The 17,628-nt window shown below is 52.7% G+C and carries 12 protein-coding genes; 4 read left to right on the top strand and 8 right to left on the bottom strand.

Features of this window, described 5'->3' with window-relative positions:
* Positions 1 to 72: 72 nt before the first annotated feature.
* Both SH302x_RS25060 and SH302x_RS25055 read right to left on the bottom strand, forming a co-directional pair.
* Entirely contained in the window at positions 73 to 1,179 is a 1,107-nt protein-coding gene (locus tag SH302x_RS25060; RefSeq protein ID WP_479365700.1) for a GTP-binding protein, read from the bottom strand.
* Positions 1,180 to 1,226: 47 nt separating this feature from the next.
* Positions 1,227 to 2,075 (bottom strand): MIP/aquaporin family protein, encoded by an 849-nt coding sequence (locus SH302x_RS25055; RefSeq protein ID WP_479365699.1) that lies wholly within the window; start codon positions 2,073 to 2,075, stop codon positions 1,227 to 1,229.
* A 264-nt stretch (positions 2,076 to 2,339) separates the two neighbouring features.
* Between SH302x_RS25055 and SH302x_RS25050 the strand changes: the two genes are divergently transcribed.
* Complete coding sequence (locus tag SH302x_RS25050) at positions 2,340 to 3,920, top strand: GntP family permease (protein WP_479365698.1); 1,581 nt, start codon at positions 2,340 to 2,342, stop codon at positions 3,918 to 3,920.
* Here the strand turns inward: SH302x_RS25050 and SH302x_RS25045 are convergent.
* A complete protein-coding gene (locus SH302x_RS25045) occupies positions 3,912 to 5,732 on the bottom strand; it encodes an ATP-binding cassette domain-containing protein (RefSeq protein ID WP_479365696.1) in 1,821 nt (606 codons plus the stop codon). The two genes, SH302x_RS25050 and SH302x_RS25045, sit on opposite strands and share 9 nt — an antisense overlap.
* Positions 5,733 to 6,258: 526 nt before the next feature.
* On the opposite strand from SH302x_RS25045, the gene SH302x_RS25040 reads away from it, so the two are divergent.
* Positions 6,259 to 7,950, top strand: a complete 1,692-nt coding sequence (locus tag SH302x_RS25040; RefSeq protein ID WP_479365695.1) for a Na/Pi cotransporter family protein — start codon at positions 6,259 to 6,261, stop codon at positions 7,948 to 7,950.
* A gap of 26 nt (positions 7,951 to 7,976) precedes the next feature.
* On the opposite strand, the gene SH302x_RS25035 is transcribed toward SH302x_RS25040, so the two are convergent.
* The 5 genes from SH302x_RS25035 to panC form a co-directional block, all read right to left on the bottom strand.
* Positions 7,977 to 8,189 (bottom strand): hypothetical protein, encoded by a 213-nt coding sequence (locus SH302x_RS25035; protein ID WP_479365693.1) that lies wholly within the window; start codon positions 8,187 to 8,189, stop codon positions 7,977 to 7,979.
* Positions 8,190 to 8,276: 87 nt separating this feature from the next.
* Complete coding sequence (locus tag SH302x_RS25030; protein WP_479365691.1) at positions 8,277 to 9,602, bottom strand: voltage-gated chloride channel family protein; 1,326 nt, start codon at positions 9,600 to 9,602, stop codon at positions 8,277 to 8,279.
* Positions 9,603 to 9,753: 151 nt separating this feature from the next.
* Positions 9,754 to 11,772, bottom strand: a complete 2,019-nt coding sequence (locus SH302x_RS25025) for a SulP family inorganic anion transporter (protein WP_479365689.1) — start codon at positions 11,770 to 11,772, stop codon at positions 9,754 to 9,756.
* A 782-nt stretch (positions 11,773 to 12,554) separates the two neighbouring features.
* Complete coding sequence (locus SH302x_RS25020) at positions 12,555 to 14,147, bottom strand: TolC family protein (protein WP_479365687.1); 1,593 nt, start codon at positions 14,145 to 14,147, stop codon at positions 12,555 to 12,557.
* A gap of 222 nt (positions 14,148 to 14,369) precedes the next feature.
* Entirely contained in the window at positions 14,370 to 15,269 is a 900-nt protein-coding gene (gene panC / locus SH302x_RS25015; RefSeq protein WP_479365686.1) for a pantoate--beta-alanine ligase, read from the bottom strand.
* Between the two features lie 155 nt (positions 15,270 to 15,424).
* Here panC and SH302x_RS25010 point away from each other — a divergent pair, with 155 nt between their 5' ends.
* Together SH302x_RS25010 and SH302x_RS25005 are read left to right on the top strand one after the other, a co-directional pair.
* The gene (locus tag SH302x_RS25010; RefSeq protein ID WP_479365684.1) at positions 15,425 to 16,612 is read left to right on the top strand and encodes a phosphoglycerate kinase; all 1,188 of its coding nucleotides are present in this window, start codon (positions 15,425 to 15,427) and stop codon (positions 16,610 to 16,612) included.
* A gap of 190 nt (positions 16,613 to 16,802) precedes the next feature.
* On the top strand, positions 16,803 to 17,627 hold the full coding sequence (locus SH302x_RS25005; protein ID WP_479365682.1) for a peptidoglycan-binding domain-containing protein: 825 nt from the start codon (positions 16,803 to 16,805) through the stop codon (positions 17,625 to 17,627).
* Position 17,628: the final 1 nt, after the last annotated feature.

Here is a 17,628-nt window from a genome sequence, read left to right as displayed (position 1 = left end):
GAAACATCTCCCGGACAAGCGGGGAGCATTCGCTTCAGAGGGCTATAGGACGCTGTCGTTTTTCGCGATCATTTAAAGCGCGTCGGCATAGCGGTGCGTTGGAACTGGGCGACCTGGTCGGAAGCTTTGCGTTTGACGAAACTCCGCCGTTGCCCCCAATGATGCACACGTCGCTTGCACTGCTTGTTCAACCAGTTTTTGCAGTTCGACTGGATCGATGGCTACCCTGGCATTGACCACAATATCCGCGACTTTGGTTTGGCAATCCGATGGCAATGATAACTGCGGTGGCGTATCGCTGCTGATCAGATTCGCAACGCCATGAAAGCCTTCCCATAAACCGATCGCTTTCAGATGCGCCGTTTCGACTTTTTGTGCGGCCAAGGCTGTTTGCAAACGCTGAACGACACCCATCAAAATATGATCCAGTTGGAAAGACGCTGGAGCCGTCACTTGCATGCTGCTGTTCAGCCAACCCAACTCGGCTTCTCCCTCGGCATAAATGTCGTAGTCCAAATCCAAGATGCGTTTACCAAAGATCCCCTGTTGGTCTAACGTCTCGAGGATCACATCAAAGCCTTGCCCCGATTTTGCGGAAGCACGGATAATCGGAATACCGGGTATCTCGCGTTGCAGTAGAGCTTGCAAGTGATCGACTTCTTCGACGGCTAACTCGTCCACTCGATTGATGATGACAAAATCAGCTTCCTCCAATTGCTTTTTGAATATGTAAGCGGCTTTCGGCGAAAAGCCGCCGTTCTCATCGCCGCTCAAGATCCGCTTACCATGCGATGGCTTGAGAATGACGCCGTAAGGCGCTACGGTAAACTGCTCGTTGTACAGCCGCAAAATGGGCTGGATGACCGTAGCCACCAGATCGGTGCAGCTACCCACCGGTTCGGCAATGATCACATCAGGTTTGGAAGTTCGTTCCAGTTCGCTTGTGGTTTTGGTGAGCTCATTAAAGTTACAGCAGAAGCAAGCCCCAGCAACTTCGCCGACGTCAAAGCCTTGGCTGCGCAAAGTGTGGGTATCGACTAGATCGGTCGCTTGATCGTTGGTAACAATCCCAACTTTCAACCCGCGATCTTGATAGGCCTTGGCCAACCGAGCAATCGTCGTGGTCTTGCCCGCGCCTAAGAAGCCACCAACCATCACGAAACGAATGGAATCACTCATGAAATCACTCTTGTAGCTATTGAGGTAGGATTGGTTGAACAAAAATCTCAGTCGTTCTCATAATAGCGTCCCAGGACCACTTGGAATAAACCCATTCCAAGAATCGCGCCAACTATGGGTGAAATAATGTAAACGCTCAGAAAGCCAGTCGGCCGTGGTCCAGGCAGTGCAATACTTCCCCAACCGGCGAAGTAAGCGAACAAACGGGGGCCAAAGTCGCGAGCGGGATTGAAACACGCTTGCGTCAACGGCGCGATGACGCAAATCAACGCAGTGACGGTTAACCCGATGAAAACTGGCGCCAAGTCCTTAGGGCCTTTCACATTTCTCGCATCCGTCAACGAAATCACCACCAAGGCGAGGATGGCGGTGCCGATCACTTCAGCAATACAGGCAGCGGGCTCGCTGACCAAGGCATTGAGCTCCCTATGTTGAGCCACATCGTAGGCGTCTTCCCCTTGGGCCATACCACCGGGATTGGGAAAGTATTCGCCATAGCACATCGCCGTGATTTCACTGCCTTCGCCGCCCCGAATGACCCCTTTGGCTTGCTCCTTAGCTGCCAGGAACGGTTGAAAAAGAAAAAACAAGACCGCAGCGGCGACCATCGCACCAGCAAGCTGCGACAACACGTATGGGACAACACGCGTCCATGGAAATAACTTCCAGAAGGCAAACCCGACGGTGATGGCTGGGTTGATATGCGCGCCGCTGATAGGGCCCACGACGTAAATCGCGAACATGATCGATAGCCCCCAGACGATACCGACCTGCCAACCGCCAGTCAGTCCATCCAGCAAGACAGCGACATGCACGCAACCCAAACCAAAAAAGATCAACAGAAATGTACCGATAAATTCAGCCAAACAAGCAGCATGTAATGGAATTTTCGACATCGCCTAATCCAAGTATAAACGTTTGCATTTTGTTAGAACGTCACGCCACTAAGTGCGACGATTTGCATTTCCCACGTAAGCATACTCGACTGGAGGGCGATTGGGAGTCACCAACGAGAAATACCGGTGGCTGGCCAACGCTGGCCCAGCGACGCCTAGGTGACGACGCCGGTAGACGGGTTTCTTCGTCGCTCACTTCAAGTACACTGTCATAGGGCAGAATGACTCTTGCTCCAACCTCTCCCTCCCCTCCTGGCCCTGCGCATGAATGTATTGATCGTCGCACTGATCGGTGTCGCAGTCGTTTTAGTGTCCATCTTAATATTGCGCATGCATGCACTGATCGCTTTGCTGCTGGGCACTCTATTGATCTTGGTGTTAACGCCTGCACCGATCAAACTGGACAATGCCAGCCGCAAGTTTCAGGTGTCTATTCAGCAAGTCGAGGGCCAGCAGATCGCTTCGCAACGGCCGCTCACGCCGGGCGCTTACTATCTGTTGGGCTCCAACCAAAAGTTGCGAATGGATCAGGTCATCCAGTTGCAGCCCATCGCGAAATCCACCGACAATCTTCTTTGGTACACAGTTGATTCCCAGCCCAACACGATGCCTGCTCCAAATGATCACGTGATTGCGGTCGATCAAGTCGCAAGCTTGAAGGCTTCTTTGTATGAGACTGTCGGTACGGATTTGACCAATGGCTTCACCGAGACCTTTCGCAAACTGGGCATCCCCGTCACCATGGCTGCGATCATCGGAGTTTGCTTGATTGAAAGCGGTGCGGCAACCAAATTGGTGATGGTTATCGCCAGCGTCTTTGGCCCACGCGGTACCGCTCCGGCGCTCACCGTCAGCGGTTTTCTGTTGGGAGTCCCAGTTTTCTTCGAGAACGTTTTTTACCTGCTTTTGCCGCTGGCCAAAGCGATTGGGAGACAACGGCCAGAGTTTTTTCTCACGGCGGTGATGGCTATCATTGTAGGAGCGACGATGGCCCATTCACTCGTTCCTCCGACGCCTGGTCCGCTGCTGGTATGCCGAGAATTAGGCGTTTCCATCAAAGCCATGATGCTAGGAGGAGTAGTGGTCGGTGGGATTGCTTCCAGTTGCGGATTTGCGTATGGGCTCATGTGCCGACGATGGGTGCACCTCGCTCCAGAACAAATCGATGCACCGCAGTCCAAGCTCACGGTCGCCAGCGATGACGCTAGCCAGCGCAAGATTCCGTTCTTATTGGCTATCCTTCCAATCGCGATCCCCGTGGCCGCCTTTAGTTTGTCCAAGTTTGCTGAAGCGAATCCAGGACTCGTCTTTTTAGGAACTGCCGTTTTCTCCATCTTGCTGCTTCGCTACTACGCGCAGCGGCAACGCGTGAGTCCTGCGATCGCCAAAGGCCTAGCCGATGCGGGCGTCATTGTGCTGCTGACCTGTGCTGGTGGCGCGTTTGGGGCGTCGTTGCAACAGTTGCAATTGGCCGATGCGATTGCCGCGAACTTCCAGCAATTCAAAACACCGTGGGGGCTTTTAGTAGGGGCCTGGTCGTTGACCGCCATCATCCGCGCCGCTCAAGGCAGCGCTACGGTGGCCATGATTACCACCGCTGGGATCGTCGCGCCGGTCATGTCCGCCATGGAGTTGCCTTACCATCCAGTTTATCTAGCGTTGGCGATCGGTTGTGGTTCGAAGCCGTTCCCGTGGCTAAACGACAGCGGTTTCTGGCAAGTCTCCGCGATGACGGGCATGAGTGTATCGCAGACTCTGAAAACGTTTTCCGCTGCGTTGACCATCATGGGGATTGTTGGATTTCTCGCGACGCTGCTGGGAGCTTGGCTGCTGCCGCTAGCTTAGCTCTTCCCAACGTGCATACAAAGATTCCAGTTGACTCTCTAACTTTTGCAGTTCGCTTTGCTGCTGGACAATCTTGTCAGCGGCTTGCTTATAGAAATCTGGATTCGCCATTGTGGCATGGATCGCAGCGATTGCTTTTTCAGCTTGCTCGATTTTCGCTGGCAACCCATCCAGTTCTTTCTGCTGCTTGAACGACATCTTTGGTTTGGTCACCACAGGCCCTGACGATGAGGATGCGGATTCTTTCGCATCCTTAGCCGTTTTCGCCGCTAAAGCCGCTTGCGTTGTTTCCGCTTCCGCACGCTGCTTGGATTGCCGCAGCCAGTCATCGTAGCCACCAACATACTCGCGTACGCCGCCTTCCTCAAAGACAATCGAACTGGTTACGACGTTATTCAAGAACTCGCGATCGTGACTCACTACCAGCAGAGTTCCTTCGAACTGCACCAATCGTTCTTCTAACAAGTCCAGTGTTTCCGCATCGAGGTCGTTGGTTGGTTCATCTAAGACAATCAAGTTCGCGGGCTTGGTAAACAGTTTTGCCAAGAGAACACGATTGCGTTCCCCGCCGCTCAGCATTTTGATCTGTGTACGCGCTCGTTCTGGTGAAAACAAAAAGTCTTGCAAGTAACCGATGATGTGCTGCGAACGACCGTTGATCTTGACAGTCTCATAGCCATCGCCGACTTCCTCTTGTACGGTTTTCTCTTCGTTCAGTTGGTCTCGCAATTGATCAAAGTATAAGACTTGAACATTGGTCCCCACTCGAATGGAGCCGGATTGAGGAGCGAGCTTTCCAAGCAAGATGCGCAACAGCGTGGTCTTGCCAGCGCCGTTTCGCCCGATGATTCCAACTTTATCGCTGCGCATGATCGTGGTAGAAAAGTCATCCAGGATGACTTGGTCGTCATACCGAAAACTGAGCTTCTCGGCGTGCAGTACCAAATTCCCGCTGCGCATACCTTCTTGGATTTGAATGTTGGCGGTACCGACAGCCGAACGACGCTCGCTGCGTTGCAGTCGCAGAGCTTTCAAGGCTCGCACACGACCTTCATTACGCGTTCGCCTGGCCTTAATTCCCTGGCGAATCCAAACTTCTTCTTGAGCTAACTTTTTATCGAAGAGGGCATTCTGCTTTTCTTCGGCTGCGAGCGCCGCTTCTTTGCGACTGAGGAACGTATCGTAGTCGCATGTCCAATCGAATAACTTGCCGCCTTCGATCTCTAAAATACGCGTGGCAAGTTTACGCAAAAACTGACGATCGTGGGTGATAAAGATGAAGGCCTTGGACCAGCGAGCTAAAAAACCTTCCAGCCATTCAATTGCCGGAATGTCCAAGTGGTTCGTCGGTTCGTCCAGCAACAGCAGATCCGGATTATTGACCAGCGCCTTGGCCAGCAACACGCGTCGCTTCATGCCCGACGAAAACTTTTCAAAACGAGCTTCTGGATCGAGGTCCATGCGAGACAAAATCTGATCCACGGCATGTTCGCGTTGCCACTCCTGCATGGCCTCATCGTCCAAGGCACTGGCGGCAGGCACGCCAGCCAGGACTACTTCGTGGACCGAACCGGTAATGTCCTGGGGGACGTCTTGCTGCAGCAGCGCGATGTTCGCGCCAGCGGTAAGGGCAATCCGGCCGCTATCGGGCTGCACTGTTCCAGCTAACATTTTGAGGAGCGTAGTTTTGCCAGCGCCGTTTCGTCCCAGCAGACCGATGCGTTCCCCCGGCTCAATCAAGCATTGAACTCCGTCCAGCAAAGCAGGGCCGCGGTAACGAATCGACAGATCAGAAATGGTGACAAGCGGCATAGCGTGAGGCAATTAAAGAATAAATCCAGGTTCAGCACGCCCAAAAGCTAATGCATAAAGGGCAAACGCGGTACCCGCACCGCAATTTTTCCGGAGAATCCGTATCGCGAGCCCGCCGCAATTCACTCTATATCCGACGGTTGGGACGGTTTTTGAGCTAAAGAAGGGAACCGATTCCGCAAGAAAATGCGTTCATACCAGTTCGGTCTCCGCAGCCTCATGTCGCCCGCAGAAACCGTGCGATCCTTCCCCCGTCGCGTCATTAAAACCAGCGAGCCATCCTCGTTAACTTGCCTAATAATCCAATACTTTTCAACGATATAACTGTAAGTGTCGCCCTTGGAGGCCGCTGAAATTTCCTGCGCGCGGGGCCCCGGCGAACTGCTTGCCTTCTCTTTCGCAAAGACCACTTTTTCTCCTACGCGTGGCTTTCGGATGCCCATGCCTCTTGCTCCTGGTAAAAATCGCGTGCCAAATTAAACTGCAATCCTACAAATACCCCAAAACTTAACAATCAGACAGCCTTATGGATCTTGAGACTTTATCCAAGTTGATTTTCGAACTGATCGGCGGCCTTGGCATCTTCTTGCTGGGGATGAAGTATATGTCCGACGGCATGCAAGCAGTCGCTGGCTCCAGCTTGCGTCGCCTGATAGGTGCCGTTACGAACAACCGCTTTTTCGCCACCGTTGTGGGGGTCATCGTCACCTGCGTCGTACAGTCCAGTTCGATTACGACGGTCATGGTTGTCGGATTTGTGAATAGCGGTGTGATGGAATTGAGCCAAGCCGTCGGTGTGATCATGGGGGCCAATGTTGGTACGACTATCACAGGTTGGATCTTGGTTTTAAAAGTGGGCAAGTATGGTCTGCCGTTGTTTGGAGCGGCAACATTCGCCTATCTGTTTTCCAAAGGCGATCGCTGGCGTTATTGGGCGATGTCATTGATGGGGATCGGCATGGTGTTCTTCGGCCTGGAAGTCATGAAGGATGCATGCTCGGTCATTAAGGATATGCCTGATTTCGAAGCTTGGTTCAAGACCTTTCAAGCGAACAATTATTTCGGCGTGTTGAAATGCGCATTGGTGGGCTGTGTGCTGACCATCATGGTCCAATCTTCATCCGCGACGCTTGGCATCACGATCTCATTGGCATCCCAAGGGATCATCAGCTACCAGACAGCCGCTGCCCTAGTACTGGGCGAAAACATCGGCACGACGGTAACGGCGTTCTTGGCTTCGCTGGGAACGACGACCAATGCGCGCCGTGCCGCCTACTTCCACGTCATCTTCAATTTGCTCGGTGTGTTTTGGATCACCTTGGTGTTTCCTTGGTACATCCAATTGATTCAATTCATCGTTGGTGGCAACGTACAAGAAGTAGTGATGGTCGATGGCAACCAAACGTACCCACGTACGGTGGCCGCCATCGCCGCCACGCACAGCGTCTTCAACATTGCCAACACAATGCTGTTTATCCTCCTGGTTCCTTCGCTGGTGAAGCTACTTACATGGCTGGTGCCCTCCAAGGGATACAAGGAGAAGCCGAAGCTAACGGATTTGGACATCCGAATCTTAGACACGCCGCTGCTGGCTATTGAGCAATCCCACAAAGAGATCCTCAAGATGGGCGATGGCTGCAGCAAAATGCTTGAGTGGCTTGCCGAACTGCTCCAGCAAGACGAACCCGACAAAACGCTTGCCGACCGCCTACGCCACCGCGAAAAGGTGCTTGATTCCGTGCATGACGAAATTGCCGAGTTCGTTACCAAACTGCTTTCCGCGAATGTCTCGCATGCAACCGCAGAAGAAGCCAGGCAGCAATTCCATTTTGCCGACGAATATGAATCGATCAGTGACTACATTGTCGACCTAGATAACTTCGATCGCAAACTACGTCGCGATGGCTTCCGATTCTCAGAATCGCATCGAACGGACCTCACGCAGTTGAACCGCCACCTGACGGATTACCTCTTGCAGGTTAACACCGCCATGAAGGAACAAAATCGCAATGTCCTCAATCAGACCGATGCCGCGAGCAAACGTATCCGCAGCGAAATCAAATCGCTCCGTAAGAAGCATCTAGAGGAACTCTCGGCCGGCACAACGCCGCCAGTGGTCAGCGTTGCATTCCTGGCAGCGTTGAACGCATACACGCGCGTCCGCGATCATGCCACGAACATCGCTGAAACGATCGCAGAGGAGCGAAAGCACTCTTGAGCAACAGATCTTGAATGCTCAGCTACCTAGCCTTCATAAAGGGCAGCACTGATTGCTGACCAGATGTGGACGATCCAGCCCAACCAAACGACCCACAAGATACAGCCTAAGAGGAAGAAAAACAAAGCTGATAAAAGTCTGCCTTGGACCAACTGCCCCAGCCCGGGAAAGAAAAAGCTCGCTAGGCCAGCAATTACGTTGCCCGTGCTTCCACGTCGAACTTCAACCATCGGGTTCATATGCGTACACCTTTCCAGATACTCTGCCATTATTGCGAATCAACATTACCCAATTCGTTGCTTACGCATAATTCTTGCCAAACAACTCTAATTTTGGACTAAGTTTTCCTTAGGTGAATCGATCCGCTGCGCCCGATAGATGCTTATGCGACCACTGAGAAAGAAGGACAGGAAACAGGCAACTGCGGCGTAGACAACAAAACCTGATCCCATCAAGCCCGAACTGTGAGGCACAAACAGTTCGATTGCCATAATCGTACAGGCCAGCGGAGTTTTCGTTGCTCCCGCAAATACCGCTACGAACCCCAGCGCGGCCATCAGATCGACCGGCGCTCCCATGACCACTCCCAGCGTGTTTCCTAAGGCGGCACCCACGAAAAAGAGAGGCGTGACTTCACCACCTTTGAAACCACTGCCCACCGTCACCGCCGTGAACAATATCTTCCACCACCAACTGAACCATCCCGCCCCCCCCGGATGAAAACTGGATTGAATACTGACCGCATCCGGAGTGCTGGGATTGGCCGATACACCCAACCCCAAATAATCTCGGCTGCCCACGATCCACACCAGCAGGATCACGATGCATCCACCAACCGCGGGCCGCAACCAACTAATGGCGATAAAGCGTTTGAACAACGCTTGAACACCATGAGTCAGTTGCGCAAACACGACGCTGGCGAGCCCAAAAAGGATTGCGGCAATGGCGACCTTGATAGTCAACAGCCAGTCGAGTGTCTGCGAATTGGAGATGTCGGGCACCACTCCGTTGGCAAAGGCAACTTCGTAATGGGTATGTCCAATGCCCCAAGCAGCGTTGACTTGATCGCCCACCACCGCTGCGATGAGACAGGGGATCAATGACTGATAGCTCATGCGGCCGATCGCCAGCACCTCCAATGCAAAAATCGCGCCGGTCAGTGGCGTCCCAAAGACCGCTCCAAACCCTGCGGCCACACCGGACATCAACAAGATCCTCGCATCCCCAGGCTTCAGCTTGAGCCAACGTACCAGAGCACCAGCCAAGCCGCCGCCGATCTGGACTGCGGTCCCTTCGCGGCCCGCCGAACCGCCAAACAAGTGCGTGATCAAAGTTCCAATCAGCACCAAGGGTGCCATGCGCAATGGAACACCACCACCGGGTTCATGGATCTGTTCCAGGACCAGATTGTTACCGGCTTCGACAGACTGCCCGACGAAGTAGTACATCAGGCCTGACACGATACCTGCCAGCGGCAGCAACCATAGCAGCCACGGATATTGCCAATGCAACATCGTGACGGCATCCAACGACCAAAGAAAAAAGGCCACCGCGGACCCCACGCAGATCCCCAGAGGTATACACAACGCCAACCATTTCCCAACGAAGGCGAACAACTGCATATGCTCCCGGTAGTCCCAGCGATATGTCATTTGAAGCAAGATCCTAGCGGCAACCGGCGAACAATCAGGGGGAGCGAAATACAGGCCTGTTTTGATTGCGTCCTAGGTTAGTTCTACCTACGGAATATAACAACGCCAGCTTGGCTGGATTCAGACATTCAAACTGACTTCGTTAGGGAAGCTACGTCCGAACTGGCTCCAAAATAAAGGACCGTGGCAGTTGCACGACGTCTGAGTATACAACCACGCCGTCAGGGTCGCCGATACTTCGTCGAATCTGCGCTTCAATCGAGTCGCAGGCAGATACGCTTCCAATCACTTCGACACGCAGATAGCTTCCCGAAGGTACCAGCGGATCAACCTCATCCAATCGGAAACCGTCACTGTGGCCAATGATCAAGCTCCCGTGAATATGCTGCGTCGCAATCACATAGAGTTCGTGCATTGCGAGCACTTCATTCAATTCCGACTGGTACTCTGGTCGTATCAGTACGATTAACCGCCGAGTGCGAATTGGTCCCCCGCGTCGTGTTGCGAGTTCATGGCTGGTCTGCTGGGAGTGCGACTCCAGGCCAATCAACTTCAGTTCTAAACCTTCTTCGGTGAAACGTTCCTGCATCTCATGCAGCTTCTCCATTACGCTGTGATCGACGATGGTCGTACCCGATAAGTCAAGCGTTATATTTTGCCGATTCACTAGCCCCACGCTTTCCAACTCTCGCCGAAATGGTAGCCAATTAGAGAACACCGCAGACTGCCGCGCTCGGATCACACAAGTATCATTTTCACCGGGCTCGACTTCTAAGTATGGTTTAAACAGCGAGCGCAAGGGAACTCCGTCGATGATATACAGCACAATCTTGACACCGATTCCAATCATGACACCAATGAGTAGGTCGGTTGCCAGTACTGCGATCAGCGTTGCAATAAAGACAAAGAACTGCTCGCGACCGATTTTATATACGTTCACAAACTCGCGCGGGTGAGCTAATCGAAAGCCGGTGAAGACCAACATCGATGCCAGAGCAGCTAAGGGAATCAGATGTAGAAATGCGGGAATCAATCCGACGCAAAGCAACAGGAAGACGCCGTGCCACAAGTTCGCAAACCTCGTCTTGGCACCATTGTCGATATTCGATCGACTGCGGACGATCTCCGAGATCATAGGTAATCCGCCGACGAGTGAAGCTACAAAATTTGCAGCCCCAACGGCCACCAAGTCTTTATCCAAATCGGTTTTGCGCTTGTACGGGTCTAAGCGATCAACAGCCTTCGCACTCAGGATCGATTCCAAGCTGCCGATTGCAAAGAACAAAAACACCCACCACCAGGCCTTTGGTTGTTTCAATGCTGCGAAATCAGGTGTTGTCACCTCCGCGAACATTCCCAAAACTTTCGTCGGCATTTGCACCAGATACTGTTCACCGATCTGATACTCATGGCCTGCGAACAAATAGGAATGCTGATGCAACAAGTTCGCTGCCATCCCCATAGGAATCGCTACGAGCAATACGATTAAGGCAGAAGGTATGCGTTTGAGCAATGAGAATCGCTTTCCCATCCGCGGCCAGACAAACATGATAGCCAAGCTGACGATACCGATCGACGCGATGGCGGGATTCGCTTTACTGATGAATTGCGGAATGCCCTGCAGCAGTTCTAAAGGACTACCTTTGGCCGCCACACCCAAGGCCACTGGAAACTGCTTCAGAATAATAATCACTCCGATGGCCGCTAACATGCCATGAACAGCGGCTGTCGGGAAGAAGTCGCCAATCACTCCGACTCGGAAGACACCTAACGCTACTTGCAGGATAGCAGCGACTAAGCCAACTGCCAAAGCGGCGCGGTAAGCGTTCACGTCGGCTTGCCCCCAACCACCAGCCATCCCATCGCCGCCGAAGTCGGTGACACAGCCTAACACGATTACGATCAAGCCAGCCGCCGGTCCTTTGATCGTCAACTCTGAATTGCTAAAAAGCGTTGCGACCAACGAACCGATGATGGCGGTAAAAACGCCTGCCAAGGGAGGAAAGCCGCTGGCCAATGAGATGCCTAAACACAACGGCAGGGCGATAAGAAACACGAGAAATCCAGACAGCAAATCTTGTTTGATGTAACGCTGGAAGCCTTCGAAGTCCCCTTTAGGATCGAGCTGACGGTCGTGAATTTCCTGCGCTTGAGTTGGGTGATGGTTCATAGTAACAGGTGAGATGCTGGCTTTGATTTTTTGGTTGATTTGAATGACTACTTGAGCTCACTTGGCAAAGACTACTGCGCAACGATACAGCGACGCTGTCAGGCTGATAAGCAGACTGCTGGCGACGAACCTTTGACAAATCTCAAAATGAAGACGCGCTGACTCAATGACTTGAGTCATGCATCAACTCGATCGCGTAGTGGGTAGGGATGAAGCCCTTGCTACACGACTCGATGAACCCATTTGAAGGGCCGCAGAATAAACGCAGGCACAGCGACGTCAGTCACTGCGTTGCCTACGCAAAACGGAGAGTGGGCGGCCCGCGACACGGTAAACTTTCACCTTGATTGAATGCTCGGTTGGACTCCTTCGCTTCGGACTGTCCGGCAGAAGGGGCCCACGCATAGCCAGCGCGTTGAATCAAATCAGCGTCGCAATCGCTCGCTCCTGATTGCTCTTCTCCACTGGGCGCATCACAAGAATCACGTAGTTCGAGAGTGAGATCGCTAGTCGGCGGCCCCAACAAGCTGCCATTACGACTCGCCAAGCACGAAACGCTGCTGAAGAAAATTAAAAGCAGAATAAATGAAGATGGAACTCCCATGCGTTCTGAATATAGTCACGGTCGGTTTACTTTCGCAATCCCTCCTGGAATATTTATCGCATTTTTAATTCACGAATTGCGATTCACTATTTAGGGCGACAATAGCGATGGCGTTCGGTATTCGATTTGGCGGCAGACACTGCTAGAAAAATAAATGAACCCGGCTCTTGAAACCTACTTACGTTGCATCATCTATATCAAGATCGGCTTGTGGGATTCTCAGGACTTCGGAGGATGAATCGGCAACTTCGCTATCACCATCCAACGCACTTGGCAAATCCATACAACACGCAAGTTGAGCTAATTTAGAGCGCCATTCAAATTCGGATTTAAGCCTCTTCTTTTCGTAGTTGATCCATTGGCGCCAAGCGGCACGGGTGTCCTTGAGTTGTTGTTTTGACTGCTCGCTTCCAACGAGAAAGCGATGGTACTCGCTTTGCTTTTGGCTGGCCAATTGGTGCAACTGTGTTGCGTGCACCGTTGTCAGATTTCTCGTTGACTCTAGTCTCTCCAACTCGGTCAACGATCTACTTAGTTCTTCGTGCAACTGCTGTTCGATCACTTTTTGGTTAGCTCGGCATCTCCTCAAATTGGCTTGAGCTTGGCGAATCGCCGAAGACACGCGAGTACCATTTGGAACAAACGCATTGACACCAACTTGCGGACGGATAAATGCATTTTGCGGTAACCAAAATGAATCCGCATTGGTGTCGAAACGAGCCACAAAAACCAAATCAGGATAGTAGCCCGACTGCGTCAGCCTTACATTTGCCTCCGCTTCACGACATCGCGCTTTCGCATTGAGAATGGCAGGATGCCTCGACAGCACACGGTCTACCACATGTGAACGCTCTTGGAAGTTGTGGTTAGGTTCCGTGTCAATAAAAACCGGGGGACAAGGCTTGTCAAGTTTTCGGCCAAGCAGTCCGTTCAGACGCTGGAGCGCAAATTTTTTATCCCAGCTTAGCGATTCCAGGTCCTTCTCGAGCTCAAGTCTTTCGATATGAAGGAGGACATCTGTGGCGGACTCGTGATTGCTCGTCAATTGAAATGGACTCTGAGCATCCCGCCAATCCTCAAGAGCCAATTCGAAGTCCTGTTCAGCCAGCGGGGTCATGGCCTCATATAAAGCAACATCGTGAAAAACCTTACGCGTAACTTGCTTGAGATTCAACTGTGCCAACTCAAGATCAAGTACGGCTTGCGCTTCTTTTTGGACTGCGATGTCCGCGCGTGCGGGTACTTTGCCCAAACCCGACACAGGTTGCTGGGCTTGGAGACGCCATAGATGCGAGCCGTTATTTGAGCCGAACAAAGTTGGACCATTAAGAAATCTAACTTGTGTATCGGACCAAGCCGTCGCTTGCGGAAGGTATTCCTGCGCAAATCGCAGTCCCGACTCGACAGACTCGATCGTCGGATGGCGGCTTAAAACAATGGCTTCGTATTCTTCCAATGTCAGATGCGGCAGCGATTGCAGCGGGTCTTCGTCGAGTACCCATTCAAAGCCAAGCTCATCGCAGTCTGGTGAAAGTGCATCGTTGGAAATCCCCAGTAAATGATTGGCGCTGTCAACTGCTGGGCTAATGGCGAGATCCACAAATCCCGTCTTGTCCTTTACGGAAGCGTTGCGCGTCGGGTGACAACCCAGTAAGGTCAGCAGCAAAAAGTGACTAACCAGCAACCATCGACAGCTCGCCTTAAGTATGTGCTGGGAAAAGAAACACAAAAACATAGGCTGTCGCACAAACGTCGTCGCGAAATGATCCATGGGATTGAACGGAGATAGAATCCGCCGAACGTTAGACAATCCTAGTTGACAAGGCAACCCGAATTCATGGCCCACCCATAAGCAAAAGCTAGATGAATAACTCCAACTTTGCTGGCATATGTTTGATAATGTTAGAACCCTTTGCCGATGGCTTGCAAGGCAAATGCGCACCTCGCCTTTCTTCCAACAAACCGATCGAGTGGCTGCGTGAAATAGGTGCGATTAGTGGCAAGGCATATTATCGATCAAGCGAGTCGAGCCGACGCGAGCAGCGATTAAGGCGATCGTTGATTCTTCTGCTGATGCAACCGGCGCTAATGTCCATGTATGCCGGATCGTTGCATATTGCACGTCGGAGATACCCGATTGAACCAAATCCTTCATCATCATCGATTCCAATTGCCGCGTATCAGTCAATCCATCTGCCACTCGGGCTTGATTGTTGCGTAAGGTTTGCGAGATCCCCAAGGCAATCTGGCGTTGCGCCGCTGTCAGATAGCGATTGCGACTGCTCATCGCCAATCCATCGGCCTCGCGAATCGTGGGGCAACCGTGCATTTGAATGGGATGGTTTAATTCCAAGCACATTTGCCGAAGTACAGCGAACTGCTGGTAGTCCTTTAGACCAAAGTAAGCGTCCGTCGCTCCGACGATGTTGAACAGTTTCAGGACCACCGTACAAACTCCCGCAAAATGGGTGGGACGGAATTTCCCTTCCAATTCCAAAGCTACGGCTGGTGGATGAATGTTGGTGGAAAAACCGGCAGGGTACATCGTCTCGTTTTCGGGAACGAAGACGGCATGGCAACCACGGCTTTCCAAATGCGCTAAATCGCTCTCGAGCGTCCGCGGATATTTTGCAAAGTCTTCTTGGGGCGCGAACTGTGTTGGATTGACATAGATGGTCGCTACGACACACTCGCAGTCGGCAGCCGCTTGGTCGACCAAGGACAAGTGCCCTTCATGCAGAGCCCCCATGGTCGGGACCACCCCCAAACGTTGAGAAAGGCTCACCTTCTGCGCGTACCGACGCGCTTCTTCGATCGTGCGGAGGACAGAGATAGGTTGCTTCAATTGTTTTACCATCAAAAATAAGTACTTCGACGAGGGAAATCTCGTCATTTTCCAAGCAAATTCGACGCTCAAGCCCCTTGCAGAGCAATCCAGGCATCGTTCACCTTTTTAAGCCGCAGGCTTTAGTTTGCGGTTGAAGAAAATCCGAGATCGATCACGATATCCGGTTGTTCAACTGTCCCCTAAAGCATATCGGAAAGATCATGGCCAAGAAGAGTATCAATGAAGTTGACTGCAGCGGCAAGGTAGTCATGACGCGAGTCGATTTCAATGTCCCCCAAGATGACAGCGGAGCCATTACCGATGACCGCAGAATTCGGATGGCATTGCCGACGATCCAAACCATCCTGGAAAAAGGTGGTCGCTGCGTCTTGATCAGCCACCTGGGCCGCCCGAAAGGCAAGGGCGTTGAGCCCGCATACACTTTAAAGCCGACCGCGGACCGCTTGGGCGAATTGTTGGGCAAACCAGTCGCTTTCGCTGCCGACACGGTTGGACCAGACGCTCAGGCCAAAATCCAAGCGATGCAGGACGGGGACGTATTGGTCCTAGAAAACTTGCGATTCAATGCGGGTGAGAAAGACGGCTGTGCAGAATTCGCCGGTACGCTCGCGGGCTGGTCCGATGTTTATTGCAATGACGCGTTTGGCACATGCCACCGAACCGATGCCTCCATGGTCGCTTTGCCGCGTGCCATGGCGGGCAAACCCAAAGTGGTTGGCCATTTAGTCGCCAAAGAAATCCAGTACCTCAGCGACACGCTCGCCACGCCGCAACGTCCATTTGTGGCCATTTTGGGTGGTGCCAAAGTCAGCGACAAAATCAATGTGATCGATAACTTGCTGGACATCTGCGATTCGGTCTTGATTGGCGGCGCGATGGCGTACACTTTCTCTCTGGCAATGGACGGCAAAGTCGGTGGCTCGAGGGTCGAGCGCGACAAAGTTGATCTTGCGAAAAACTTGTTAGCCAAAGGCGGCTCCAAATTGGTGTTGCCAGTCGACACACACTGCGGCGATGGCTTTTCCAGCGACTGCAACAAACAGATCGTACCGGCTGGCGAAATCCCTGATGGCTTCGAAGGTTTGGACATCGGCCCGAAGACAGCCAAGAAATACGCGGAACTGATCAAAAGTGCCAAGACCGTGGTATGGAACGGCCCGATGGGCGTCTTCGAGATGCCACCATTTGATGCCGGAACGCGTACAGTTGCCGAAGCGATCGCTCAGGCGGAATGCACAAGTATCATCGGCGGTGGAGACAGTGCTGCGGCCGTCGAGCAGTTGGGGTTTGCAGACAAGGTAACCCACGTTTCTACTGGTGGCGGTGCTTCGCTGGCCATGCTCGAAGGCCAACGTTTTGAAGCCGTCGATTTGTTGGACGAAGCATAAGGAAGTTGCCGGCCCATCGAGTCGGGGTCCTTGAGATCAACAACGGGCAGCTTGGGGTTTTTTCTGGGCTGGCCGTTTTTGAAAAATTTTCACGCAACTGTCCACGACTGACTGCGACAATACCAGATGACCCAAAACGACGCCGCGGACGTCGTTACATTCTTGGTTAAATTGGTGGAGGCAAATTCAGATGGCTGCTGTGATCTCAGCGAGTGTGGGACAAGGGGGACGAAACCTTCCTCAAGACGTTGGCGTGGTGCAAAGCCTGCTCAACCAGAAGGCGGCTCGACTGCCGGGCTTTCAAACCTTACGAGTCGACAATATGGCGGGCCCCAAAACGGTGTCGGCCATCAAGCTGTTCCAAAAGCAAGTGGCAGGCTTCCCGTATCCCGACGGGCGGGTGGACGTAAATGGCCAAACCTGGAAAAAGCTCACCAGCCCAAGTGGAGGCGTCGCTCCAGCGCCGATGCCTGCCCCAATTGTTCCCACACCCAGTGGCTATACGTACTTCTCCCACCCCAGCGCCAACACCGTGACGCTGACCTATGGACCAAACGCTGTCCGACTGGTTCCCAATGCGGAATTCCTTCTCAAAAGCATATTGGCCAGCGTGAATATTACGTCAGCAAATCTCACTAGTACGTTACGCACTTATCATGATCAAGCTCGAATCACGATGACCCAAACCTACGTCGCTAGTCCGAACAAAGTGGCGCAATGGTACGGCAACGACGTCCTGCAAGCTTGCCAAAGATTTGTGGGCACCCGAGACATCCAAGCTTTCGCTGATTGGTGGGAAGCGCACGACCGGCGGCGCGGCAAAGTCTCCAGCCTCCATCTGTCCAACCAAGCTATGGATGTTGTACCCATTCAAAACCGTGAGCGATTTGCCGATGCCGTTGCCAAACTGGTTCCCGTCAGTGGCTCAGGCGTTCGACGCATCATCCGCAAAGGCGAAATGGGCGAACCCGTCGACCACGTGGAGTTCACCTTCCACGTATGCCCGCCGGCGTGAC

It is taken from the genome of Njordella calcicola, from assembly GCF_056494125.1.
Note: the sequence above shows the minus strand (reverse complement) of the source record. Positions and strands in the feature narration are given on the sequence as shown.